This window comes from Actinomadura sp. ATCC 39365 (assembly GCF_054392275.1).
Genome location: NZ_CP184335.1, coordinates 8,410,474 through 8,433,740, shown reverse-complemented (window position 1 = coordinate 8,433,740; position 23,267 = coordinate 8,410,474). Strand labels below are relative to the sequence as shown.

23 protein-coding genes and 1 pseudogene are annotated in these 23,267 nt (G+C 70.5%); 15 read left to right on the top strand and 9 right to left on the bottom strand.

The genetic code is table 11. The features are described from left to right. Nucleotides 1-12: 12 nt before the first annotated feature. The 7 genes from ACNF49_RS40655 to ACNF49_RS40625 all read left to right on the top strand — a co-directional run bounded on the left by ACNF49_RS40655 (nt 13) and on the right by ACNF49_RS40625 (nt 9,348). Nucleotides 13-924, top strand: coding sequence for a LysR family transcriptional regulator (locus tag ACNF49_RS40655; RefSeq protein WP_482941054.1), 912 nt, complete (start codon nt 13-15; stop codon nt 922-924). A gap of 64 nt (nt 925-988) precedes the next feature. After that, nucleotides 989-1,876 (top strand): alpha/beta fold hydrolase, encoded by an 888-nt coding sequence (locus ACNF49_RS40650; RefSeq protein ID WP_357985960.1) that lies wholly within the window; start codon nt 989-991, stop codon nt 1,874-1,876. Then, a complete protein-coding gene (locus tag ACNF49_RS40645) occupies nt 1,873-2,700 on the top strand; it encodes an LLM class flavin-dependent oxidoreductase (RefSeq protein WP_482941053.1) in 828 nt (275 codons plus the stop codon). The genes ACNF49_RS40650 and ACNF49_RS40645 overlap by 4 nt, the downstream gene beginning before the upstream one ends. Before the next feature lie 117 nt (nt 2,701-2,817). Continuing rightward, nucleotides 2,818-3,351, top strand: a complete 534-nt coding sequence (locus ACNF49_RS40640) for a GlxA family transcriptional regulator (protein WP_482941052.1) — start codon at nt 2,818-2,820, stop codon at nt 3,349-3,351. 517 nt (nt 3,352-3,868) lie between these two features. Then, nucleotides 3,869-4,096: a GntR family transcriptional regulator gene (locus tag ACNF49_RS40635; protein ID WP_482941051.1), complete on the top strand. Its 228-nt coding sequence runs from the start codon at nt 3,869-3,871 to the stop codon at nt 4,094-4,096. A gap of 784 nt (nt 4,097-4,880) precedes the next feature. Beyond that, entirely contained in the window at nt 4,881-7,112 is a 2,232-nt protein-coding gene (locus ACNF49_RS40630; RefSeq protein ID WP_482941050.1) for an RHS repeat domain-containing protein, read from the top strand. A gap of 1,204 nt (nt 7,113-8,316) precedes the next feature. Next, nucleotides 8,317-9,348 carry an RHS repeat-associated core domain-containing protein gene (locus ACNF49_RS40625; RefSeq protein WP_482941049.1) on the top strand — a complete coding sequence of 344 codons (1,032 nt, stop codon included), beginning with the start codon at nt 8,317-8,319 and terminating at the stop codon, nt 9,346-9,348. A gap of 93 nt (nt 9,349-9,441) precedes the next feature. Here ACNF49_RS40625 and ACNF49_RS40620 read toward each other — a convergent pair whose 3' ends face one another. After that, nucleotides 9,442-9,897 (bottom strand): hypothetical protein, encoded by a 456-nt coding sequence (locus ACNF49_RS40620; RefSeq protein WP_482941048.1) that lies wholly within the window; start codon nt 9,895-9,897, stop codon nt 9,442-9,444. A gap of 172 nt (nt 9,898-10,069) precedes the next feature. Here ACNF49_RS40620 and ACNF49_RS40615 point away from each other — a divergent pair, with 172 nt between their 5' ends. After that, a complete protein-coding gene (locus ACNF49_RS40615) occupies nt 10,070-10,255 on the top strand; it encodes a hypothetical protein (RefSeq protein WP_482941047.1) in 186 nt (61 codons plus the stop codon). Next, nucleotides 10,252-10,593: a hypothetical protein gene (locus ACNF49_RS40610; protein ID WP_357985980.1), complete on the top strand. Its 342-nt coding sequence runs from the start codon at nt 10,252-10,254 to the stop codon at nt 10,591-10,593. Before ACNF49_RS40615 ends, ACNF49_RS40610 begins: the two co-directional genes overlap by 4 nt. Before the next feature lie 287 nt (nt 10,594-10,880). On the opposite strand, the gene ACNF49_RS40605 is transcribed toward ACNF49_RS40610, so the two are convergent. Next, the gene (locus ACNF49_RS40605) at nt 10,881-11,216 is read right to left on the bottom strand and encodes a nuclear transport factor 2 family protein (protein WP_482945651.1); all 336 of its coding nucleotides are present in this window, start codon (nt 11,214-11,216) and stop codon (nt 10,881-10,883) included. 99 nt (nt 11,217-11,315) lie between these two features. Here ACNF49_RS40605 and ACNF49_RS40600 point away from each other — a divergent pair, with 99 nt between their 5' ends. The 3 genes from ACNF49_RS40600 to ACNF49_RS40590 all read left to right on the top strand — a co-directional run bounded on the left by ACNF49_RS40600 (nt 11,316) and on the right by ACNF49_RS40590 (nt 12,985). Continuing rightward, nucleotides 11,316-11,909, top strand: coding sequence for a TetR/AcrR family transcriptional regulator (locus tag ACNF49_RS40600; protein ID WP_357985983.1), 594 nt, complete (start codon nt 11,316-11,318; stop codon nt 11,907-11,909). 305 nt (nt 11,910-12,214) lie between these two features. Next, nucleotides 12,215-12,370, top strand: coding sequence for a hypothetical protein (locus tag ACNF49_RS40595; RefSeq protein ID WP_357985986.1), 156 nt, complete (start codon nt 12,215-12,217; stop codon nt 12,368-12,370). Nucleotides 12,371-12,445: 75 nt separating this feature from the next. Then, a complete protein-coding gene (locus ACNF49_RS40590) occupies nt 12,446-12,985 on the top strand; it encodes a hypothetical protein (RefSeq protein WP_482941046.1) in 540 nt (179 codons plus the stop codon). Between the two features lie 459 nt (nt 12,986-13,444). On the opposite strand, the gene ACNF49_RS40585 is transcribed toward ACNF49_RS40590, so the two are convergent. The 5 genes from ACNF49_RS40585 to ACNF49_RS40565 all read right to left on the bottom strand — a co-directional run bounded on the left by ACNF49_RS40585 (nt 13,445) and on the right by ACNF49_RS40565 (nt 17,545). Further along, complete coding sequence (locus ACNF49_RS40585) at nt 13,445-14,020, bottom strand: GNAT family N-acetyltransferase (RefSeq protein ID WP_482941044.1); 576 nt, start codon at nt 14,018-14,020, stop codon at nt 13,445-13,447. 282 nt (nt 14,021-14,302) lie between these two features. Beyond that, nucleotides 14,303-14,767, bottom strand: a complete 465-nt coding sequence (locus ACNF49_RS40580; protein ID WP_482941043.1) for a GNAT family N-acetyltransferase — start codon at nt 14,765-14,767, stop codon at nt 14,303-14,305. Between the two features lie 424 nt (nt 14,768-15,191). Continuing rightward, nucleotides 15,192-15,665: a MerR family transcriptional regulator gene (locus tag ACNF49_RS40575; protein ID WP_482941042.1), complete on the bottom strand. Its 474-nt coding sequence runs from the start codon at nt 15,663-15,665 to the stop codon at nt 15,192-15,194. Nucleotides 15,666-15,684: 19 nt separating this feature from the next. After that, entirely contained in the window at nt 15,685-16,557 is an 873-nt protein-coding gene (locus ACNF49_RS40570) for an SDR family NAD(P)-dependent oxidoreductase (protein ID WP_482941041.1), read from the bottom strand. A 97-nt stretch (nt 16,558-16,654) separates the two neighbouring features. Then, on the bottom strand, nt 16,655-17,545 hold the full coding sequence (locus ACNF49_RS40565) for an SDR family oxidoreductase (RefSeq protein ID WP_482941040.1): 891 nt from the start codon (nt 17,543-17,545) through the stop codon (nt 16,655-16,657). A gap of 90 nt (nt 17,546-17,635) precedes the next feature. Between ACNF49_RS40565 and ACNF49_RS40560 the strand changes: the two genes are divergently transcribed. Further along, the gene (locus tag ACNF49_RS40560; protein WP_498703309.1) at nt 17,636-18,199 is read left to right on the top strand and encodes a TetR/AcrR family transcriptional regulator; all 564 of its coding nucleotides are present in this window, start codon (nt 17,636-17,638) and stop codon (nt 18,197-18,199) included. A 264-nt stretch (nt 18,200-18,463) separates the two neighbouring features. Here ACNF49_RS40560 and ACNF49_RS40555 read toward each other — a convergent pair. Further along, nucleotides 18,464-18,631, bottom strand: a pseudogene (locus tag ACNF49_RS40555) (recombinase family protein); the annotation flags it as partial. 416 nt (nt 18,632-19,047) lie between these two features. Then, the gene (locus ACNF49_RS40550) at nt 19,048-19,878 is read right to left on the bottom strand and encodes a phytanoyl-CoA dioxygenase family protein (RefSeq protein ID WP_482941038.1); all 831 of its coding nucleotides are present in this window, start codon (nt 19,876-19,878) and stop codon (nt 19,048-19,050) included. Between the two features lie 64 nt (nt 19,879-19,942). On the opposite strand from ACNF49_RS40550, the gene ACNF49_RS40545 reads away from it, so the two are divergent. Together ACNF49_RS40545 and ACNF49_RS40540 are read left to right on the top strand one after the other, a co-directional pair. Continuing rightward, nucleotides 19,943-20,533: an AraC family ligand binding domain-containing protein gene (locus tag ACNF49_RS40545; RefSeq protein ID WP_357988646.1), complete on the top strand. Its 591-nt coding sequence runs from the start codon at nt 19,943-19,945 to the stop codon at nt 20,531-20,533. Further along, nucleotides 20,533-23,199: a helix-turn-helix transcriptional regulator gene (locus ACNF49_RS40540; RefSeq protein WP_498703308.1), complete on the top strand. Its 2,667-nt coding sequence runs from the start codon at nt 20,533-20,535 to the stop codon at nt 23,197-23,199. Before ACNF49_RS40545 ends, ACNF49_RS40540 begins: the two co-directional genes overlap by 1 nt. Nucleotides 23,200-23,267 lie beyond the last annotated feature (68 nt).

Here is a 23,267-nt window from a genome sequence, read left to right as displayed (position 1 = left end):
ACTCTGGCTGTCATGGCTGACGTGGAACTGCGCCACCTGAGGACGATGGCCGCCATCGCCGAGGAGGGGACGTTCGGCCGGGCGGCGGTTCGCCTCGGCTACACCCAGTCGTCGGTGAGCCAGCAGATCGCCGCGCTGGAGAAGGCCGTCGGCGGGGCCGTCTTCGACCGGCCGGGAGGTCCCAGGCCGGTACGCGCCACTCCTCTCGGCGAGCTGGTCCTGGCCCACGGGCGTGATCTGCTCGCGAGGTCGGAGGCGCTGACCGACGCCGTCGATCGGTTCAGGGCGGGTCACGGCCGGATCGACATCGGCACCTTCCAGGGCGCGACCCGGCTGATCCTGCCCGCAGTGGTGCGCGGGTTGCTGAGCGAGTACCCCGGCTGCGACATCAGGCTGTCGGAGGTGGAACCGGAGAACCCGAACATCGGAGATCTCGACCTGTTGTTCCACTACGACCGCATCGACGGCGACGTCGAACACGTCGAGCTGCTGGACGAGCCTCACCTCCTGGTGGCCGCCGCGGGCGCGTTCCCCGACGGTCCGGTACCGGTCGAGCTGCTCGACGACACTCCCATGGTCGCCTGGCCGCCCACGGTCCACCAAAGATGGCTGGAACGGGAGCTCGCCGGCGCGGGCGCCCGGCCGCGGATCGTGTTCCGCACGGCCGGCCACGAAACCGTCGTCTCGATGGTGCGGGTGGGCCTGGGCTCAGCGGTGTTGCCCTGGCTCGCCCTCCTGGGGTCGGACGTCTGGTCCGACGACCGGCTCCGCATCCATCGGCTGGAACCGCCGCCTACCTGCACGTGGTACCTGTGTCGGCCGGCCGGGCGCACCCGGTCGCCGCTCGCGGCCCAGGCCATCGACCTCGCCGTCGCAGCCGCCGCTGAGCTGACCGGCCAGATGGAACACGGTATATCGCTGTAGGCGATCGACTCGATCGATAATCATAGCTTTTCGCGATGAGGTGGCCAGGCTTAGCGTGCCGGACATGAACGCCAATCAAGATCACCCCGAGCGGCTCCTCGACATCAACGGCATAAAGCTCTGCGTCCAGACGTTCGGCGACCCGGCCGCGCCCGCCCTGCTGCTCATCGGCGGCGCCGAAGCGTCGATGGACTGGTGGGACGACGAGTTCTGCGAGCGCCTCGCCGCCGGCGGCCGGCACGTCATCCGGTACGACACCCGGGACACCGGCCGCTCCACGACCTTCCCGCCCGGCGCGCCGCCGTACGGAAACGACGCCCTGTTCGACGACGCCGTCGGCCTGCTCGACGAACTCGGCATCGCGGCCGCCCACATCGTCGGCGTCTCCATGGGCGGCGGAATCGCCCAGCGCCTGGCCGTGCGCCACCCCGGCCGGGTCGCCTCCCTGACGCTCATCGCCACCAGCCCGGGCGGCCCCGGCGGCCCCGACCGCCATGACCTGCCGCCGATGAGCGCCGAACTGGCGAAGCGGTTCGCCGAGGGCGGCGACCAGACGCCCGACTGGTCCGACCGCGAGGCCGTCATCGCGTACTACACCGACGGCGAGCGCACCTTCGCGGGCACCATTCCCGTCGACGAGGAGCGGATGCGCCGCATCGCCGGCCGCGTCTGGGACCGCAGCCCGTCTCCTGCGTCGGCGCAGAACCACTGGCAGCTCGACGGCGGCGAGCCCGTCCGCGCCCGTCTCGGTGCGATCGCGACGCCCACGCTGGTGTTGCACGGCACCGCGGACCCGCTGCTCCCGTACGGGCACGGCGAGGCGCTGGCACGGGAGATCCCGGGAGCCCGGCTGGTTCCGCTCAAGGGCATGGGGCACCAGATGCCACCGCCGGAGCTCTGGGACGTCGCGATCGCAGAGATCCTTTCGGTCTCCAGCGGAGAGCGCCCGTGAGCCGGCTGCGATCGGCACTCTGGCTGCCGCTCTTCGACGAGCTCGCCGACCCGCGGGCGGTGGCGAATCTGGCCGCCGACGCGGAGGAGACCGGCTGGGACGGCTGCTTCGTGTGGGATCACCTGTCCTGGCGGGAGCCGGTCCAGCAGGTCGCCGACTCGTGGATCACGCTGGCGGCGATCGCGACCGCCACCGAGCGGCTGCGGCTCGGTCCGATGGTGGCGACGCTCGCCCGCCGGCGTCCGGCCAAAGTGGCGCGGGAAACCGCGACCCTGGACCAGCTGAGCGACGGCCGTCTCACCCTTGGCGTCGGACTGGGCAGCGATCGGTTCGGCGGCGAACTGTCCAGGACCGGCGAGCAGCTCGACGACCGGCAGCGGGGACGGATGCTCGATGAGTCCTTGGCCATCCTGGCCGCCGCATGGTCCGGAGAGCCGGTGCGCCACCGCGGCGAGCACTACACCGTCGACGACATCACGTTCCTGCCGCAGCCGGTTCAGCGGCCAGGCGTGCCGGTATGGGCCGCCGGATTCCCCGGCAACGTCAAGCCGATCCGGCGGGCCGCCCGTCTCGACGGCTTCTTTCCGATCAACATGGAACGCCCGGACCAACTCGCCGAGGTCGCCGGCACCCTCACCGAGCTGCGACACGGCGACATGGCCTCGTACGACATCGCCGTCAGCCTGCCCGCCGGCGTCGACCCGCTGCCGTACGCGGCCGCCGGCGCGACCTGGTGGCTGACGGAGTTCGACCCGGGTGTACGGCTCGACACGGTACGCGGCGTACTCCGCGACGGCCCCTGCCCGCGCCCGCGGCCCCATTGACACCCTGATCGTCTCGGGCGGCCAGGGGCATGAGACCGCCGCCGCCAACCCTCGGTTCGTGAGTCAGGTCATGCGGCTCGCCGGGCTGTCGCGGCGGGTCGCGTCCGTGTGCAGGGGGTGACCGTGCCGGCCGCGGCCGGGTTGCTCGACAACCGCCGGGCCACCACGTATCGGTACGAGGCAGGACGGCCGGCCGCCCCATTCCCGCACGTACGGGTCGACCCCGCTCCGATCTTCGTACGTGACGGCACGGTCGCGACGTCAGGCGGGGTCACGGCCGCTCTGGATCTCACGCTGTCGTTCATCGAGGAGGACCACGGGGCCGAGCTGGCCGACCAGGTCTTGGTCCGGCGGGTCGTCGACCACGTGGTCAGCCATCTGGACGAGGACCTCGGTGTTGCTCGTCTGGCCGCGCCCGTCGGGGTGAGCGAGCGACATTTGAGCAGGCTGTTCGTCGAGTGCGTCGGCCGGAGTCCCTCGCGGCTGGTGTGCGAGACGCGGCTCGAAGCGGCCGCCCAGTTGCTCACCGGCACTCGTGAGCCGGTCGCGGCCATCGCCCGGCGGTGCGGGTTCTCCTCCGCCGAGTCCTTGCGGCAGGCGTTCGTGGTGTGGGCCGGGGTTTCGCCCTCGCGTTTCCACAGGAGATCATGACGCTTCCGTTCGCCGCCGACGGCACAGAGCACCGGCCCGGGGGAGCTTCCCGGACCGGCGCTCTCGTGTGTCAGCCGCCGGCGCTGAAGGATCTCGCGCCGTTACCGTAGACGGTCATGTCCACCCAGGGGTGCGATTCCTGGGACCGTACCGAGAGAGGAATTCCATGCTTGCCTCGATGTCATCCGAAGTGGATCGCACGGGGGGATTCTTGCGCAATCTGCTGCCAACGCGCTCGGGCGCTCAGCCGCCGTTCCTCCCATGTGACTTCTCGAGGGTCGCGCCTGTCCCACTCGGTTTGGCGATGCAGAGGTTCTCCGCGGCCTGCGGCGCCCAGTCGATCAGCGTGTTGGGGCCGCTTTGCGGGACGGGGGAGGGGGGCTCGCGCGCTTGGTCCTCCTCGCTGCTCATGACTGCTCACAAGGCATGGCGTATCTCGCTTGCCATGGTATCCCTTGCCTAGGTCGTCTTCGTGGCTGATCTAGAGCTGGAGTGGAGGGCTGGCATCCCTCGTTGGGTGCAGGTCTACGAGGACATCAAGGGCAAGATTGAAAGCGGTGAGCTTGCTCCTGGCGACCAGATGCCCTCTGTCCTGAGACTGCAGCAGATCTACGGCATTGCCACAGCAACCGGCAAGAGGGTTCACCGCGCCTTGCGGAGTGATGGGTTCATCAGAACCGAGCCGGGCATGGGCAGCTTCGTAGTCCCTCGTGCCGACCAGGCGGGGGAGCGAGGCCGTTCCTAGTGGTCGACGCTGGCGGTCTCCCGGTGACGATTGGCCGGATGGCGTGCCGCTTGTGATCAGCTCGCGTGCTCCTCACGTAAAGCGATACACCAGCTGCAGAGCCTCTTGTGGACTTGCGAGTGAAAGCGCTTCGTCCTCATATCTGTCGCGTTCGGCGCGGTGATGGTGAGGGACATGGGGGTCGACGGCGACAGGGGTGCGGCGATCAGGCGGTATGCCACTCGGACCTCTTGGTAGGCAGCGGAACGGCTCAGGTCTACGGTGACTTGGCCGCCGAACGCCACACCTCCTGCAAGCGGCGGAACCAGCACGCGAACACGCTGGACCCGGGCCAGCTCGGGCTCGTCAGCTTCGAGTACATCCCTCCCGCTCCGATGAGGCGGCGGTGACCGGCGTCCAGACTCTGGAGGACCCAGTCACATGTTCCGCCATGGCGGGAAGGCGTATTCCCAGACTCTCGTAAAGGTGTATTGAGGACTCTCAAACCCTTTGGCGCTTAGATAATCTATCCTGCCGTCGGTGCTTCTCCCTTTGACCAAGGAGAGAGACCAGTCCGGCGGGTCAGGAGTGCGAAACACTATTTTGTTTCCTCCCTGCGGCATGACAACCCATGGGGTGCTGGGATCAGAGCATGGTTTTAGGATGATCCCGCGACCACCGCCTGGCGTCTCAGGGGTATCAGCTGCTATGCATTGCCCCGTGAATTTGTTGACCAATTTTGCCCGGCCAATACTTCCTGAGGCGGGGAATCTAAACTTCCATAGCTCTGAGTCGTGACGGGTAGTTGGAGCACGCCTTCCCCGATCCGGACGACCGGGGCGCCGGCAACACGGTGACCCCCGTGCTGTGGCTGTCCAGGATCTCCCACACCGGCCGCGCGAGCACCGAGCCGGGCTCGCAGGCGGACCTGCCCGACGTGCTGTTCACCGGAAAGCTGCTGGCCAACCGGGTGGACACCGGCGGCGACCAGTTCCCGGCCATGAACCGCTACCGGATCGGCGCGATCAGCACCGACACGGGCGCCAGGATCGAGGTCGTCTACGGGCCGCCGGACTGCGTGGCGGGCACCAGGATGCCCGCGCCGGACCACCTGCACGACCACGGCCTGCGCTGCTACCCGGTCAAGTGGACCCCCTCGGGCCGCACCGCCCCGATCGACGACTTCTTCCACAAGTACGTGGTGACGCGGGTGTCGCAGGCCGAGGCGATCGGCTCGTCGCCACGGGTGATCACCGGCTACGCCTACGGCGGCGCCCCCGCATGGCACTACACCGACGAGGACGGCCTGCTCCAGGAGGAGGACAGGACCTGGTCGGTGTGGCGCGGCTACGAAACGGTCACCACGACCACCGGCGAGGGCGGCGCGCGCACCCAGGTCGAGACCCGCTACTTCCGCGGGATGAACGGGGACCGGCTGCCGTCGGGCACCCGCTCGGTGCAGGTGCCCGCCGCGGGCGGCGCGCCCGCCGTCGCCGACGAGGACGCGTTCGCCGGCCTGGTACGCGAGGCCGTCACCCGCGACGTGGGCAACGGCGCCGAGGTCAGCGCGACGGTGAACCAGCCGTGGCAGTCGGAGCCGACCGCCGTCCGGACCATCGGCGGATCCAGCGTGCACGCCCGGTTCGTCGGGACGGCCGTCACCCGGACCCGCACCGCCCGCGACGGCGGACGGGCGCCCCGCACGACCACCGAGTTCGACGCCTACGGCATGCCCACCTGGGCCGAGGACCAGGGTGACGACGCGGTCGACGGCGACGAGAGGTGCACCGCCACCGAGTACATCCGCGAAACCGACCTCTGGCTGGTCGACCGGGTCTCACGGGTGCGCCGGTTCGCGATGGGCTGCGCGGCGGCCAAGGCCAAGGCGGCGGCGGGCACGCTGACCGAGGCCGACCTGATCGGCGACGAGCGCACCGCCTACGACGGCGCCCCGGCCTGGGAGGGCGCGCCGGCCCCCGCCAAGGGGGAGGCCACCCTGGTCGAGGCCGTCAAGGAGATCAAGGACGGCACGCCCTCGTACGTGGCGGAGCGGAAGCGGACCTACGACGCCTACGGACGCGTGCTGACCGAGACCGACGCCCGCGGCGCCACCACCGAGACCAAGTACACGCCCACGACGGGCGGCCCGGTCACCAGGACGGTGACGACCGCACCGCTGGGCTGGAGCACCACCACCGACCTCGACCCGGCGCTCGGCCTGCCGGTCACCACCACCGACCCCAACGGCCGCGTCACCGACCTGCCCTACGACGGGCTGGGACGGCTGACGGCGGCGTGGCTGCCGGGCAACGACAAGGCCGGCCACCGGGACCGGCCCACGATCAGCCACGACTCCCGGGTCCGCGCCGACGGGCCGGTCGTGGTGACCAGCCGGCGGCTCAACCAGGCGGGCGCGTACCTGACGACCCACGCCTACTACGACAACCTGCTGCGTCCCCGGCAGACCCAGAGCGCCGACGGCGTGGGCTCGGCCGGCCGCGTCGTGGTGACCGACACGTTCTACGACGCCGCCGGACGGGCCTACAAGACCCACAACCCCTACCTGGCGGGCGCGGTGCCGGGGACGGCTCTCGTCGTGCCGGCCGAGGACGTCCCCTCGGCGGAGGTCACCCTGTTCGACGGCGCCGGGCGCAGGAGCGCCGAGGTGCATCTGGTGGACGAGTCGCCCACCAGCCCCGGCGGCCTCGACGAACGCCGGCGGACGACCTACTCCTACGGCGGCGACCGGGAGGACGTCATCCCGCCCACCGGCGGCACCGCCACCTCGACCGTGAAGGACGCCGCCGGGCGCGTGGTGGAGATGCGCCAGTACCGCACCGGGCAAGCGGCCGGCTCGGCCTCCGGCTTCGTGCGCACGTCGTACGACTTCGACCGCAAGGGGAACCTCGCCAAGGTGACCGACGCGGTGGCAACACCTGGCTCTACACCCATGACCTGCGCGGCCGGCTGGTGCGCAGCACCGACCCCGACGTGGGCACGCTCACCCGCACCTACGACGACGCCGGTGACCTGCTGACCACCACCGACAACGCCGGGGCCGTCGTCGCCTACACCTACGACGCGACCGGCCGCAGGACGACTGTGCGCGACGACTCGGCCACCGGCCCCAAACGCGCCGAGTGGGTGTACGACACCCTCGCCAAGGGGCAGCTCACGAAGAGCGTCAGGTACGACGGCCCCGACGAGTACGTCAAGACCGTCGGCGGCTACACCGTCGGCTACCAGCCGACCCAGGTGACGTACACGATCCCGGCCGCTCAGGGCGGGGTGAACGGCGCCTACACCTACGTCCACACCTACCCCCGACGGCTCGCCCAGGACGACCCGCCTGCCCGCCGTGGGCCAGCTGCCCCAGGAGGAGCTGAGCCACGGCTACGACGCCCTGGGGCTGCCCGACACCCTGAGCACGACCGGCACGTCCGGCGGCACGTACGTGACCGGGACGGACTACACCAGCTTCGCGGAGGTCGCCAAGATCAAGCTGAGGAACAACGCGGGCCGGACGGCCGACATCAGCCGCGTCTACGAGACCGACACCCGGCGGCTGGAGACGATCACGACCGTACGGCAGGCCGAACCGGCGGCCGTCAGCGAGCTGAACCTGGCCTACGACGCGGCCGGGAACGTCACCCGGCTGTCCGACCTGACCAGCGGCGACCACCAGTGCTTCGCCACCGACTTCCTGCGCAGGCTGACCGAGGCGTGGACGCAGACCTCCCCGGCCTGCCCGGCCGTCCCCTCGGCGGCGGTGGTCGGCGGGACGGGCGCGTACTGGCACTCCTACAGCTACGACGACATCGGCAACCGGGTGCGGATGGTCAGGCGCGGCACCGCCTCGGGCGACTCGGTCACCACCTACACCGTCCCCGGCGGCGCCCACCAGCTCAGCGCGTCCTCGACCACCGACGGCACGGGCACGCGGACGACGTCCCAGACCTACGACGCCGCGGGCAACATGAGGACCAGGGCGACGGCGTCGGGGACCCAGACGCTGACCTGGGACAGAGGGCCACCTGACCGCGGTCCAGGACGCCGCCGGCACGACCGGCTACGTCTACGACGCCGACGGCGAGCGGCTGATCCGCAAGGACCCGGGCGGCACGACGCTGTACCTGCCAGGTCAGCAGATCCGCTACGCGGCCGGGGCCAGGACCGGCACCCGCTACTACAGCCACGGCGGGCAGGTCGTCGCCGTCCGCTCCGGCGGCACGGCGGCGGGGGTGAGCTGGCTCAGCGGCGACCACCACGGCACCACCGGCGCCGCGATCGCCAACACCGATGGCCAGGCCGTCGCCACCCGCCGCCACACGCCCTTCGGCGAGCCCCGCGACGGCGGCGCCGGCACCTGGCCCGCCTCCATGGACCGCGGTTTCGTCGGCGGGACCAGCGACGGCACCGGCCTGACCCACCTGGGCGCCCGCGAGTACGAGCCGGGCACGGGCCGGTTCGTCTCCGTCGACCCGCTCGTGGACGTCCAGGACTCCCAGCAGGTCAACGGCTACACCTACGCCAACAACAACCCGCTGGCGCTCAGCGACCCCGACGGGCGGATGCCCCGCTCCTGCCCCGACGGGGTGTGCAACGACGGGAAGGGCGGCGGCGCCCACCAGAACCGGGAGCACAACCCGGCCGACTCCTACAACCCGCCGGTCGGCGGAGGGGTCAGGGGCGGCCCGTGCGCGCCCGCCGACGGCCAGGCGGGGACCCGCCCGCGTGGTGACAACCTGCTGCCCAAGGGCGGCCCGTGCGGGGCGCGCCCGTGCCACGAGTACGAGCAGGCGCCCTTCGTGTGGCATCCGAAGAAGTACCACAAGACGGTGGAGTCGTCGGGGTTGTGCGACGGCTTGTTCAACTGCGCCTGGGAGGTCGGCTGGCGCGGGGCCGCCGCCACGAACCCCCTCACCCTGATCGGGCAGGCCACGGCCGACCTGACCGGGACGAGCCTCACCCCCGACTACGTGACGGTGGACGAGAGCTTCCCCCTGGTCCCGTCGTTCGCCGGGTTCGGGCTGACCAGCGGGATCACGGTCAGCAAGTACGGCCAGGTGACCGTCAACGTGCCGCTCGGCTCGGCGGGCGTCTCGGGGCCCGGCGTGAGCGCCCGCATGGGATGGACGAACGTGCCCGACGACAAGGCGGCGGTCAACGGGTTCCTCCAGGGGGCTGCGGTGGGCCTGGGCGGCGCCGTGCCGAGGGGCGGCGGCGTCGGCATGGCGTCGACGTACGGCATCGTGGTGTGGCCCGGCTGGTGACCACAACGCGGTGCAGGGCCTCCCCGTCCTCGCAGGGACGGAGAGGCCCTGCGCTCGCTCGCCCGCCCCTGCTCGTCGGCCTGCTGACGTCGTCTACCCGCCCAGGAGCACGGTCACGACGACGCCGGCGATGAAGAAGAACGCTCCGCTGACGATGTTCAGCCACATGCCTTGCTTGAACGATTTCCTGCCGCTCTCCTCCAGTCGTGCCGCCAGCCGCGCATCGAGCATCTTCTCGACGGCAGCCTGAGCTTCCTTGTGCATCGAGGCGATGCTCTCGGCGTGTTGGGCCTCGGCTTGCAGCTCACGGACTGTCGCGGTGCGTGCCTCCATCTCGGCCGAGAGTTCGGCGAGCAACGCCGTCGAGCGCTTGAGGAGATCAGCCAATTCGTCGGCCCGCTCCTCGATGCCGGAAGCGCTCGGTGCGGGGGACTCCTCCGCGCTGCCGGGCCGTCTGAGTCTGCTCTGCACCTTTTCCAGGGCGCCTGATCCCAGCCCGCTGAGCACGGCTCCGACGACGGTCGAGATGAGAAGGGGGTCCACGTCCACGCGGGCAGATTAGGAGCGGCGACCCGACATGGGCGCCACAACGAACAAGCGGTGATCGGATCGATACATGTAGCCACGTCACGGCGCATCATGAGCTCACCCGTCAACGAAGCGCGCCCCGCACCGCCTCCGGGCCGCCCGGGCGGACCAGGCGATCACCTGGAGTACGGGCATGGATCCCGTGAGCGTCGTGGGGGTGTTGACGGGAGTGGCCGCGGCCGAGCCGGACGGGGACTTCCATGTGCTGGGCGGTCGCGGGGGAGTCGGCAAGACCACGGTCGCGCCGGCGGTGGCCGAGCGGGCTCAGAATGCGGGGCGGCCCGTCTGGCGGATCGCCGCCACGGACGTGCGGCCGTGACGTCCTGCCTGCTGGCGCTGGCCGCCGAGCTGGGCGCGTCGGCGACCGAGATCGAGGAGGCGCGAACCGGACGGCGGGATGCCGCCGACGTACTCTGGAGGCGGCTGGAGGAGCGGACCGGCTGGCTCCTCGTCCTCGACAACGCCGACGACCCGGCGACGCTGGAAGTGGCGGGGGCCGGTGCGGCCGGGTGCACTACCTGTCATGCCTGCCCGAGGACGACGGGGCACGCACACTGCCGAACCTTGCAGGAACAGCCGGCCGAACGGGTCGTTCCAGTCGTAGACCGACCCGCCCAGCCCGAACAGGTGGTCCCGGAGAAGCCCCCGTCGATGTAGATCCGATCGGCCGGGACCTGAGACCGAGGAACTGCTCGGTCTGGACGACGACGGCCTGCACGTCGGTGGACCAGCGGGCGTAGTCGACCCGGACCGCGGCGGCCGAGGCGTTGACGGTGTTCCCGCCCTTCAGTGTTCCGGATAGGGCCCCGTCACCGGAACGGTTCGCGGAACACTCCTACGGAACCCTCGACCTGGGCGGCCATCCTGGCCGGTGGGTGTTCCGGTGGGGAGCCCCCGGTCCCATCCGTTGGTATCGAGCGCCGTAGTGGCGGACAGCACCCGGTTCAGGCATGGTTCGGCTCGACGAAGAACCAGTGCTCGACGAGCCGGCCGTCGATGACTCGGACCATGTCCATGCCGCGGGTCTCGGCACCGCCCGAGCCCGGGGCTCCGCGCAGCCGGTAGAGGTTGGCAACCCACTCGCCGTCCTCCAGGGTCCGATCGGTGACGACCTCCAGGCCGGACGCCAGCAGGCCTTCCCATTTCCGCCGCCAGTCCGCGTGGCTGACCACCCGTCCCTGGTCGCGGGACTCCGGAGCGATCAGCCCGATGGCGCCGTCAACGTCACCCTCGGCACGAGCCCTGATTATCGCCTGGACCACGTCGCCCGGTCCCTTCACTGTGTCCAATCGACTCACCTCCAGTGAAACGGGGATCTGTCCCCGTTTTGCGTGTGGAACAATACGGGGACTGCCCCCCGGTTGACAAGGAGGCCCGGCATGCAGCCACCGCCGCGTCGCGCCGACGCCGCACGCAACCGCGAGCGGCTGCTCGCAGCCGCTGACATCGTGTTGAACAGCCACGGCGCCACCGCGTCGCTCGACGAGATCGCCAAGCTCGCGGGGGTCGGCAACGCCACGCTCTACCGGCATTTCCCGACCCGGGGGCGGCTGATCGAGGCCGTGTACGAGCAGCGGATCCAGGACCTGTGCGACAGCGCACGTGACTTCGCCGCGGCCCCGGACCCCGGTGCGGCGCTGACGGCGTGGCTGCGGTTGGTCGCCGCGCACGTCAGCGACAGCCGCCTGCTCAGGGAGGCGTTCCTCGCCGACCACCCGGTCCCCGCTGACGTCGAGCCGCCGCAAGCGACCGCCTGGCACGATTCGCTCTTCGAGGCCGCCGCGCCGCTCTTGGCCCGCGCCCAGGACGCCGGTGCGGTGCGACCCGACATCGGCATCGCGGAGTTGCTCGCGTTCCTGACCGCCGCCACCCGAGCCGCCCCGCTGTGCGCCGACCGCGCCCTCGAACTGCTCATGGAGGGCGTCCTCCCGCGACCCGCGCTCGCCCCAGCACGGCCCGATACCGACGGCTAGCTAATCGGAGAAGCCGACCACCAACTCGACCGGCAGGGCTGCCTCGGCTCGGGCAGGCGACAGCGCAGCCGAGCGGCTTCAGGGACCAGCTACGGCCCTGGTGACCACACACGGGTTCAGACGGGCGGTGTGCCGAACACCACCCGTGGTTCGAGATCGAGCCGGGTGGTGGGGGGTGAGGTTGAGGGTCCACTTGCCGAATCGGCGGATGGTGTGGGTGATGTACGGGTGCAGCCGGGATGCGGGTGAACCGGCCATGAGCCGATCTTGAGAACGTCAGGACATACCTGCTGCACCAGGCTCGGGTGAGGGCCCGCGACGACCTGGTGACCATGCCGTGCAAGCGGATGAACAGCATGCACAACAAGGCCCGCGAGCCGCTGGAGACCAGCCGCGCCGAGCAGCGCCAGCGCCACGAGCGGATGCTGGCGGTGCTCGGCGACCTGCTGAACGCGGCCTAGGAGGTCGATCTGGCGGCCCGGAACGCGCCGAACCCGCGGACGACGGTGCGGGGCCGCCATGAGACCGGCCGGGCGGTGCTGGAGACGATCGAGACCGACGGCGGCCTGACCGGCCTGGTGCCCGAGCACGAGGCGCTGGCCGCCTTTCACGGTGACAACTATCTGCCGCTGCTGGACCGCTTCTACCGCTCGCACCGCGGGCTGTTGCCGCGCCTGGCCGGCGTACTGGCGCTGGAGCCGGCCGGCAGGCTCACGAACACCGACGGTTCCAGATCATCGTTGACCAGGGCCGGCGTCCGCCGGATCGTCGTCGCGTTCGACCGGATCGTGCAGACGTTCATCCCCGCGACGTCATTGATCCGCCCCCGGGCCATGATCCTGTCCGGATCCGGATGGTGGTCGATCTCCACACGCACAACCGACCCCCGGATGACCTCTCTGATCGCCTCCACGCGATCAGAGAGCGCCACCTGCGTGTCGACGATGAAGGTCATCCCCACTCCATGCACCGAGTGTAGATCGGCACGCCACCAGCCGATCTGCACGGCACAGACAGACAAAACCCTCGCACGTACCGACAGAACAACGTCAACCGGCCTCGCACCCGGACGGTGACCCTCTCGCCGACGCCCACGACCGCGACTTCGCCGCCCGCGACCACAAGACCCACATGAGGACGGTCCTGCACCGCACCTCCGACACCGTGAACGCCCATCTGACCGCGCTGGATCATTTCTTGTCCCAGCTCGGCTGCGGTTGCAACCGTGGAGGCTCTGGTGCCCGAGGACGACGGCTCGTCCGAAGCCGCGATGCGCGAGAAACTGGCCCTGCGCTACAACAGCGTGCCGTCCGCGACGTCATCGACCGGGGCGAGGCTACCCCAGCTCACCGGTCATGGACTCTGCGAGATCCAAAGTCCGGCACCTCTCACCGCGCTTCACCCCACGCACTGAGCCGTGCCGGCGCGGTGGCGTCCCTGGGTTCCAGCCGCAGCGCCGGCAGGAAAACGGCCGCGTGTATGAGTGACAGCGTGATCTTCGTCCCGGCGAGGGCTCCCGAGCGTCTTCGCCGTAATCACTCGTGAGCGGGCCATTCCTCGGCCAGGAGCGCGTATGAGAGACCGTCGAGCCATCCCTTGGTGCGGTGGAGTGAGTCTCTCACCGTGTGCTGTTCGCGGCGCATCCCGACCCGCTCCATCAGCCGCCACGAGGATTCGTTGTCGTAGAAGCAGTCCGCGTGCAGGCGGCGCAGGCCAAGACTTCTGAAGGAGATGTCGATGAGGGCGCGTACCGCTTCGGTGGCGTAGCCCTTGCCGCCGTAGGAGGGATCGAGCGTCCACCCGAGCTCTGCTTGGACGCTTTTCGCCTGGTCAGCGACCTCTTCCTGGGCCCAACCGTCCTGGACCCTCAGTGTCAGGTCGCCGATCACCCGGCCGTCCAGTTCGACGATGAGCAGGTCTACGAGCCGCTCCTCGCGGAGGAAACGCTCACGGTAGTCGTCGTAGGTCTCTGTGGCGGCCGCGATCCATTCGTGAGTCTCCGGCAGCTGCCGGAAGGCCCAGGTCGCGTCCAGGTCGTCGGGGGCAGCTCGGCGCAACAGCAGCCGCTCGGTGGAAATCGGCCACTTCAGCGTGTCAAGAGGGTGACGCATGGGCCCTCATCTTGACAGCGGGCTGTGGTGACACACAAACGGATTATTGCGGACGACGACTCCGACAACGACGCGGCGATCGCCCCACAGGAACCGACAGGACACCGAAGCGACCAGGGCTCCCGGAATCCGGCCAGTCGTCAACGACGCTGCGACCAAGTACTGAAGGCCGTTCTGTGTCCAGAATCCGCCACGCCCGGATCTGTCAGGCGGCGTCCAGCGCGCGGCCGTCCTACCATCTGGGCCGTACGTCATCGGTGGTATCCGGGTGCACTGTCGGAATTACTCTGCACTTTCGGCGCTCGGAGAAGTACGGAGGTAGAAGACCTCAGGATCACCTTCATCGAGGCCGTGCACCATTCCTACCGGCTGCCAGCCGACCCGCTGGAGCAGTCGCTGCATGGGATGGTTGGACAGGTTCGTTGAGGTGAACAGCTTCGCGGTCTGACATGAAGCTGCTGCGGCGCGCAGCAGCCTCTCGCCGACGCCATGCCCCCGGGCGGCCTCAGCCACCATGAGCATCGTCACGAACCCCTGCTCGAAGAAGGTGTACTCAACGACGCAGTAACCGACCAGCCCGGACGGAGTGCCGGCTACCAGGACGGACCCGTCGCGACACCAACGTTCGATGCTGCCGCGCCGCTCGCCTCCATCGGATCTCGCGACCGGATCAAGGAGCACGAGTGCCTCGGCATCGGCCGCTCCGCCGGCTCGAACGGACACTGCACGGAAGTTGTCGGTGTTCATAGGCGTGATCTTCCTCTCCTGACAAGATCCCTCCTGATGCAGGGATATCCCAGACGTAGCCGGCAGCCTTCGTGTGTACTTCGTCGCCGCTTCGTCAACAACAGGCCGTGTTCGCGGGCGTCCAGGCAGTTCGTGGGCCGCACGGTGGCCGTACCGGCCAAGGACTGGCGTAGCCCGGCGAGCTGGGCGGCGTGGTCGAATCCGGGCACTTTGGGGGGCCGCAGCAGACGGTGACGTGCAGCGGGCCGCCCCCGCCCCCGCCGCGACAGGGACAGGAACTGGGGGTGCGGCGGCTCACCGGCCGCCGCCGTTTCGGGCGCGGCGCCAGGCCGGAAGCCCACGTTGATCGCGGCTACGATCAGCGCGAGGACGGCGACGCGAGAAGGCTCGCCGGGGCTTGTTGCGCGGTCACCCCGGCCGCCGGTCAGCCTTCTGGGTGCCCGTCATAGACGCGGATCTTGTATTCGGTCGTCTCCAGGGCGAGAGTGAGTTCGCGGATCTGTCGCACGATGCGGTCGCGCTGGTCGAGCATGATGCGCCGGCGTTCCGGGATGGTGCTCGGGCCTTGCTCGACGAGGGCGATGTAGCGCTTGAGATCCTGCATGGTCATTCCCGACAGCCGCATCCGGGTGAGGAAGATGAGGCGGCGCAGGTCGAACGCCGAGTATTCGCGGTAACCGGAGGCGTTGCGTGCCGGCCGCAGGAGTCCCTCCTGCTCGTAGTAGCGGAGGGTGTGGGGGGACAGGCCGATCAGGCGGGCGGCCTCGGCGACGCTCTTGGGCGTCGCCGAGGTGTCGATCGTGGTGTCGTCGAGGAGGTCGTGCAGCGCGTCGATGACCGATGCGGACGGTTCGTCGCCGGCGGCGAGGATGCGCTCGATCAGGTCTTCGGTGGCCATGTTCGACAGGGTACGGAGTTCAGAACGCGCGTAGCGCCGGCGGCATGCCGGGAAAGTCGGCCGTTTGGCTTACATGCGCCCACTTCTCGACGTCGCTGAGCCCGTTCCTGTAGGCGCGGGTGAGATTGCGCACGGCCTCGGCGCCGAGCGGAAGCCTGAGCGGCGCGTCGGGCGTGTCCAGCATGCCGCGGATGGCCGAGGCGGCGCGTGCCGGGTCGCCCTCCTGGACGCCGTCGGCCTCGGCCATGTTCGCGCGGACGGCGCCGAGCACCTCGTCGTAGATCGGGTGCTGGTCCACGGTGCTGAGTACGTCGGCGGAATTGAAGGCGGTGCGGAAGCGGCTCGGCTCGGCGATGAGGACGCGGACGCCGAACGGCGCGACCTCGCCCGCCAGCGCCTCCGACCAGCCTTCGAGCGCGAACTTGCCGGCCGAGTAGCTGCCGACGGCGGGGAAGGACATCCGCCCGCCCTGACTGCTCATCTGCACGATCGCACCGGAACGACGCGCACGCATGTGCGGCAGCACCGCGCGCACGTAGGCGGCCGGGCCAAAGAGGTGCTGCTCCAGCATGTCGCGCAACTGCGCGTCCGTGACCTCCTCCGCGGCGCCCACCTGCCCGGCTCCGGCATTGTTGACAAGGACGTCGACGTGCCCGAACGCGTCGAGCGCGCGCCGTACGACCGCCGCGGCCGCGTCCGTGTCGCGCACGTCGTGCTCGACCGGCAGCAGCCGGTCACCGTACTGAGCCCGGAGCGCGTCGAACCGGTCGGCACGCCGCGCCGTGCCGACCACCTGCTCGCCCGCGGCCAGCGCCGCCTCGGCCAACGCCAGGCCGAGCCCGGAGCTCGCACCGGTGATGATCCAGGTCTTGGTCCCGTTTGTCGTAGTCATGACGGCGAAGATAGACATTCGAGCGCGCTCGAAGGCAAGCGCGCTTTCCGGCGGTGTGCCCCACAGCGTGCCGTCCAGGACGATTTTCGTAGGGGCATCACCCGCTCGACGACGGCAGGGCGGCGCGCAGAGCGTCCAGGTTCGCGGTCAGGAACTCCTTGAACGTGCGGGGCGGACGGCCGGTGAGGTCCTGCACCGTCGTCGTGGTAGCGGCGAGGGAACCGGATGCCACCTCCAGAGAGAGCGCGCTCACATCGTCGGCGAACCCGCCCGGGAGCCCCTGCGCCCGCAGAGCCGCGGAGAGTTCGGCGGGCGACAGGTCGACGTACTCCACGGGCCTTTCCAGCACGTCCGAGATCTGTTCGGCCACCTGGGCCTGAGTGAGCGCTTGCGGGCCGGTCACGACGAAGGTCTCGCCTCGGCCGTACGGCCCGGTCAAGAGCACGGCGGCGCAGTCGGCGATGTCCTGGCAGTCGACGTAGGACACGGCGCCGTCGCCATAGGCGCCCAGTAGCCGGCCGTCGGCGGTGAAGGAGCCTGCCCCTGTGACGAAGTTCTGCATGAACCCGCTGGGTTGCAGCACCGACCAGGCGAGCCCCGACTCCCTCAGATGGCGCTCGATCTCCCAGTGCGCACCCTCCGCGAGCCTGCCGCCTTCGTGGGCGTGCCAGACGGAGATCTTGACGATCCTGGACACCCCGGCGGATCGCGCTGCGTCGATGACGGTCTTCTGCTGCCGGACCATCGGTTGCTCGCCGGGCGCCGGGCGTGCGCCGCCGGCGTTGAGAAACAGCCGGTCGACGCCCTCCATCGCGGAGGCGATGGAGGCTTCGTCGTCGAAGTCGCCCACGACGAAGTCGCACCCCAGCGCGTTGCCCTTGGCCTCGTCACGGACCAGTGCCCTGAAAGGCACGGCATCGCGCTGGAGGCGCCGCACCAGGTGCGTGCCGATGGACCCGGTGGCTCCGGTTACCAAGATCATGAACATTCCTTCCGGGCACGGGGATCAACGCCCGATAAGCTGAGGCTACCTCGAGAACAATATACTGAGGCGGCCTCGAATTAACAGGGAGCCATGATGAGCACCACGGGCCGACGCCCCCGCGCCGACGCGCGACGCAACTACGAACGCCTCCTCGCGGAGGCTGACTCCGCCTTCCGCGAGCACGGCGTCGACACGTCGCTGGAGAGCATCGCCCGCCGGGCCGGCGTCGCGATCGGCACGCTCTACGGCCACTTCTCCAGCCGTCGCGCGTTGGTCGGCGCGCTGCTCAGGGAGCGCAACGAGGCCCTGTTCGCGTACGGGGACAGGTTGGTCGCCCTCCTGGAGGGCCCCGAAACACTCTCCAGTTGGGTGAACGCGGTGATCGAGCATGCCGCCATCTACAGCGGGCTGGCGGACCTGCTGATGAACGGCCTGGACGACGAGGCGTCCGAACTGCACGCGTCATGCCTGCGGATGACCGACATCAGCGAGCGGCTGCTCGCCGGCGCCCGCGAGCGTGGTGTCGTCCGCTCTGATGTGACAGGCGTCGACATGTTCACCCTGATCAACGCAGCCGCCTGGGTCCGCGAACAGCGGTCGCGGGAGGACGCCGACCGTCTCGTACGCTTCACGATCGACGGGTTCACGCCCCGCTGAGCGGGTGGGGCAGCCATCCGTTCCCGGGCGCAGGGGCCAGAGGAGGTACGGAAGGGGCCCTCGGTGGCGAACCTGGTCTGCAAGCGACCGGCCGGCAGTCCGCAGCCCGGCAGAATCTCGTCCCGGACGGGATCGCAGAAGAGGACGGTCTAGTTGTCGCCTCGGTGTCCGTCGCGGACCACCGCCAACCCGCCGACCCGGGTCGTGATGCCCGCCGGACCGCGTCGGGCCGAAGCGAGCACGCTGGCCGGTCGCCCCAGGGCGTCACCCTGCTCCACTTCGATCGCCACCGTCTCTGCCCCTGTCGTGTCGAGCAGGTGGGCGGCCGAGTCGCACGCCGCGAGCCTTGGCGGCGGCCAGGCCCTCGTGGGTTCCCTCGACGATCAGCTCGCGAATGAACTCGGCCAGGGCGGCGAAGACGTGGAAGACGGCCCGGAGCTCGGGTCGGTGTCACCAGACGCAAAGTAGAGCGTCCGCGCTGGTCAGAGGGCCCGGACGGCGGGTGGCCGCCGGAGCCCATACGGCTATGGACAACCGGGGTCGGGCAGTGGCCGAATCATGGTGTTCAAGGTGTCCTAGACGCTGACCTGGGCGAATGTGATTGGGGAGACCCGACAGAGCACGTTCTGTCGGGTCAACCCTCACTCTGAGCTACCTTGCCCCTGGTGACACCGACCCGAGCGCCGGGCCTTCCAGCCAGTCGCGCGGGTTGAACCGGGGCCACCTCGTTCTCGTAGCCCGGGTCGGTCCGGCGCAACTGCATGTACGGGTAGTAGACCGTCGGGTCCGGTGCATCGGGCGGTGCGCGGCAGAGCGGTTTCGTCCCGCGACGGCCTGCCCCACGTGAACTACAACCCGTCCCCGTCGTGCCAGTGGTTCTGCCAGCGCAGGTCGATGGGCTGGTCGGCTCGCTGGTAACGGATGTCCGTCGACAGGCGGACGAACCCGTCGGGGTCGACGTTGTCCAGCGCCGCATGGACGGTGTAGGCCGAGTGGACGACCATGTCCCCGGCCCGGTAGTCGGCGACCAGCCAGCGGGAGCCGTACTCCTCCGCCAGCCGGGGGAGGTCGGCGGTGATGGAGGCGGCGTTGATCCGCAGCTCCCCCCGTCGTTCGAGGTCCAGGACGCGGTGGTGGCTGCGCTCGAGGTAGGTGAGCCCGCCCCGGGTGAGCGGGCAGTCGCCGAGCGGGATCCAGGAGCTGAGCACGCGATCGGTGCCCTCACGCAGGTAGACCAGGTCGTAGTGGGCCTGGGTGGCGGTCCCGATGCCGGTCTCGCCGGGACGCACATGGCGGATGATCTTGCGGCGGTGCAGGAAGGTCTCACCGCCGAGGAACCACGCGTACCAGCCGGCGATCGCCTGCTGGGAGCAGAACTCGTGATACGCCGCGCCCGGCACGATCTCCCGGAAGAGAGAGCGCCGCATCGCGGCCCGGTCCTCCCCGCCACCGGTGATCATGCCGCTGTCGGTGAGCGCCGCCGCCGGGCCGATCACCGAGAAGTAGTAGGCCCTGAACACGTTGACAACGTCCGGCTCCAAGGCGCCGCGCAGGAACAGGTAACCCTCGCGACGCAGACGCTCCCACAGCGCCTCACGGTCGCGAAGCTCGTTGTCTGGAACCGCCTCCAGCTCTCCGAGCTGGCCGGAGGGAAGACGGTAACCGTTGGAAGTGAGCATGTCAGCACTGTGCCGCCCCCTCCCGCCGGTGGCCATGGACGGCGCGACCGCCACACTTGGACTCATGAGTTGGGCTCGCTACTTCACCCCGGCACCGGCGCTCGAGCGGCTGGGCCTGACCTGCCTCGGCGTCGGATGGCAGGAGGGAGCCTTGCGACCATGCGGTCCACGCACCCTCGACTCGTACGCCCTGGTGCTGGTGGTACGCGGTGACGGCTGGATCGACGCCGACGGGGTCCGCCATCCGATCAGTGCACCCGCGGCCGTGTGGCTGCGTCCGGGCATGCGGCACGCCTACGGCCCGCACCAAGGGTGGGAGGAGTGGTGGACGCTGTGCGATGGCAGCGCGGCAGAGATCTATCTCGAACTCGGCTGGATCGGCCGGGCCGGCCCGGTCACCACGCTCGACGCGGACATCGCCCGGCGGATGGTCCAGATCTTCGTGAAGATGCGACGGACCCTCGCGGAGGGGCCCGTGGATGTGGACGCGATCCTGGCAGCCGTCCTGCACGAGCTCATGCTGACGGGCCGCGAGTCCGGGGTTCGGCGCCACCCGCTGGTCGCTCACGCGCTGCCCCAATCAGCGGCACACCGCCAAACGCGTATGCTGCCCAGCGTTGATATCACCAGGCCTGGGAGCGCAAGGAGCGCCTGATGTTGTATGGGCGGGAGCGGGAGCAGCGGGAACTCGGCCGGCTCCTGGCGGAGGCCGCCTCTGGCCGGGGCGGTGCCGTCATGGTCCTGGGTGAGCCGGGTGGTGGCAAGTCGGCGCTGCTGCGGTGGGCGGGTTCGGGCCAGGAGTTCCAGGTGCTCGGCTGCACGGGCGTGGAGAGCGAGGCCGAGCTGCCATTTGCGGCGCTGCAGGTGCTGCTGTCCGGAGCGATGGGGCACCTGCCCGGCCTTCCCGGTCCTCAGGCGGAGGCGTTGCGGGCGGCGCTGGGGTTGGCCGCGGAGGGGGGCGACAACCGGTTCCTGGTCGGCTTGGCCACGGTGTCGCTGCTGGCGGAGCTGGCCGCGGAGGGGCCGGTGTTGTGCCTGGTGGACGACGCGCAGTGGCTGGACCGGCCGTCGGCCGAGGCGCTGGCGTTTGCCGCCCGCCGGCTGATGGCCGAGAAGGTGTTCCTGCTGTTCGCGGCGCGCGAGGGAGCTGCCCTGCCGGGCGTGCCCGAACTGGCGCTCAAGCGGCTGGATGCGACGGCTGCGCGGGCGCTGCTTGCCGAGCACGCTCCCGACCTGCCGGTGCATATACGGGACCGGGTGCTGTCCGAGGCCGACGGCAACCCGCTGGCCCTGCTCGAACTGCCCAAGACCGACGACGGCGAGCCCGGGCACCTCCCGCTGCCGCACCGGCTGCAGGACGCCTACCAGCAACGCATCGGCAAACTGCCCGCGCCGGCCCGTAACGCCCTGCTGGTCGCGGCGGCGGAGGAGAGTGGCGCGCTGGCGGCCACGCTGCGGGCCATGACGGTTCTCGGGCTGGCGGCGGACGCGCTGGCGGCGGCCGAGGGCGAGGGGCTGATCACCGTAGAGGAGCAGACGGTCGTCTTTCGGCATCCGCTCATCCGTACGGCCGCCTATCGGGGCGCGCCCTTCACCGACCGGCTGGCCGCGCACGCCGCGCTCGCGGACGCGCTGGCCGGCGACCCCGACCGGGCGGCCTGGCACCGGGCGGCGGCGGCCACCGGGCCGGATGAGGAGGTGGCGGCGGACCTGGAGGCGGCCGCCCTGCGCGCCCGCCGGCGTTCCGGGCACGCCACGGCGGTCACGGCGCTGGAGCGAGCCGTCCGGCTCACCTCCGAGGAAGCGGAGCGGGCGCGGCGGCTGGTGCTGGCCGCCGAGATCGCCGTGGACGCGGGGCTGCCCGACCGCGCCCGCCACTTGGCCGGTCAGGCGTCGCGGCTCACCGAGGACGCCCGGGTGCTGGCGCGCGTCGCGACCGTGCGGGCCCGGGTGGAGTTCGAGCACGGCTCGTTGCGCACGGTCCATGAGGTGCTGGTCGCGGCGGCGCGCCAGGTCGCGCCGCTCGCTGCGGACGCCGCCGCGTCGATGCTGGCGGACGCGGCGCGCGCGTCCTGGTCGGCAGGTGATCCCGGACGGGTGGCGCAGGCCCACCGAATGCTCGAAATGCTGCCTCCGGATCCGTTCAGGGACAAGCTCGTCGCCTCCATAGGCGGGGCGCTGAAGCTGTACTCCGACGACGCGGCTGAGGCCGCCGAGGGCGTGGCGCTGCTGCGTGAGCACGTCGCGCAGGGCAGGAACGGCCCGCGGGGATTGCGGCTCAACGTGGCGTCGCAGGCGCTACTGACCGGCGACTACGACGACACCCGCGACATCATGGCCGGCCTGGCCGAGGAGAGCCGCGCGAGCGGGGCCGTCGGCTGGCTGCCGATGGTGCTGTGCACCCTCGCGACCGCCGAGATCAACCTGGGTCGTCATCGCGACGCGATCCAGTCCGCGAGCGAGGCGCTGCGCATCGCCGAGGACACCGGCCAGCCCAGCCGGATGGCGCACGCCGAGGCGCTGCTGGCGTACGTGGCCGCCGTCCGCGGCGACGAGCCCGGCACGCGTCCTGCCGAGCGGAGCCTGCGGCGTTTCCCCGCGCACGCCAACGCGCTCGTGGCCGCGTGGTGCGAGTGGGCGCTGGCGCTGCTCGACCTCGGCCGGGGCCGGTACGAGGCGGCTCTGGACCGGCTGGAGACGGCCACCTGCGGCCCGATCCGGCACGTGGGCCCCGGCGTGCACTTCGCGGCCGACCAGGTGGAGGCGGCCGTTCGGCTCGGCCGTCCGGAACGCGCCGCGGAGCCGCTGGCCCGGCTGGAGCAGTGGGCCGCCGCCGCCCGCCTGCCGTGGGAGGACGGTCTCGTGCTGCGCTGCCGTGCGCTGACGAGCGGGGATGGCTCCCTGTACGTGCGGGCACTGGAGCTGCAGGGCGAGGTCCGGCCGTTCGAACGGGCCCGTACCGAGCTGCTGTACGGCGAATGGCTGCGCCGCGAGCGGCACAAGGCCGAGGCCCGCACGCACCTGCGCGAGGCACTGGAGCGGTTCGAACGGCTCGGCGCGGCACCGTGGGCCGAGCATGCCCGCGCTGAGCTGCGCGCGGCCGGCGAAAGCTCCGTCCCCACGGCGACGGCGGACGCGGCGGCCCAGCTCACCCCGCAGGAGTTGCAGGTGGTACGGCTCGCGGCGACCGGTGCGACGAACAAGGAGATCGCCGCGCGGCTGTTCCTCAGCCCCAAGACCGTCGGCCACCACCTCTACCGCGCCTTCCCCAAGCTCGGCGTCTCCACCCGGACGGAGCTGGCCCGCCTGAGCCTCGAATAGGGGCACATGCCCGATACCGCCGGATGATCGCCGCTTCTAACGTCTTGACCAGCACCAAAGGGAACAAG

Excerpts from the sequence above, each read along its gene's own strand:
- ACNF49_RS40655 (WP_482941054.1), top strand. The coding sequence starts at position 13 with ATGGCTGACGTGGAACTGCGCCACCTGAGGACGATGGCCGCCATCGCC.
- ACNF49_RS40650 (WP_357985960.1), top strand. The coding sequence starts at position 989 with ATGAACGCCAATCAAGATCACCCCGAGCGGCTCCTCGACATCAACGGC.
- ACNF49_RS40615 (WP_482941047.1), top strand. The coding sequence starts at position 10,070 with ATGGATCCCGTGAGCGTCGTGGGGGTGTTGACGGGAGTGGCCGCGGCC.
- ACNF49_RS40600 (WP_357985983.1), top strand. The coding sequence starts at position 11,316 with ATGCAGCCACCGCCGCGTCGCGCCGACGCCGCACGCAACCGCGAGCGG.
- ACNF49_RS40585 (WP_482941044.1), bottom strand. The coding sequence starts at position 14,020 with ATGCGTCACCCTCTTGACACGCTGAAGTGGCCGATTTCCACCGAGCGG.
- ACNF49_RS40580 (WP_482941043.1), bottom strand. The coding sequence starts at position 14,767 with ATGAACACCGACAACTTCCGTGCAGTGTCCGTTCGAGCCGGCGGAGCG.
- ACNF49_RS40575 (WP_482941042.1), bottom strand. The coding sequence starts at position 15,665 with ATGGCCACCGAAGACCTGATCGAGCGCATCCTCGCCGCCGGCGACGAA.
- ACNF49_RS40570 (WP_482941041.1), bottom strand. The coding sequence starts at position 16,557 with ATGACTACGACAAACGGGACCAAGACCTGGATCATCACCGGTGCGAGC.
- ACNF49_RS40565 (WP_482941040.1), bottom strand. The coding sequence starts at position 17,545 with ATGTTCATGATCTTGGTAACCGGAGCCACCGGGTCCATCGGCACGCAC.
- ACNF49_RS40560 (WP_498703309.1), top strand. The coding sequence starts at position 17,636 with ATGAGCACCACGGGCCGACGCCCCCGCGCCGACGCGCGACGCAACTAC.
- ACNF49_RS40550 (WP_482941038.1), bottom strand. The coding sequence starts at position 19,878 with ATGCTCACTTCCAACGGTTACCGTCTTCCCTCCGGCCAGCTCGGAGAG.
- ACNF49_RS40545 (WP_357988646.1), top strand. The coding sequence starts at position 19,943 with ATGAGTTGGGCTCGCTACTTCACCCCGGCACCGGCGCTCGAGCGGCTG.
- ACNF49_RS40540 (WP_498703308.1), top strand. The coding sequence starts at position 20,533 with ATGTTGTATGGGCGGGAGCGGGAGCAGCGGGAACTCGGCCGGCTCCTG.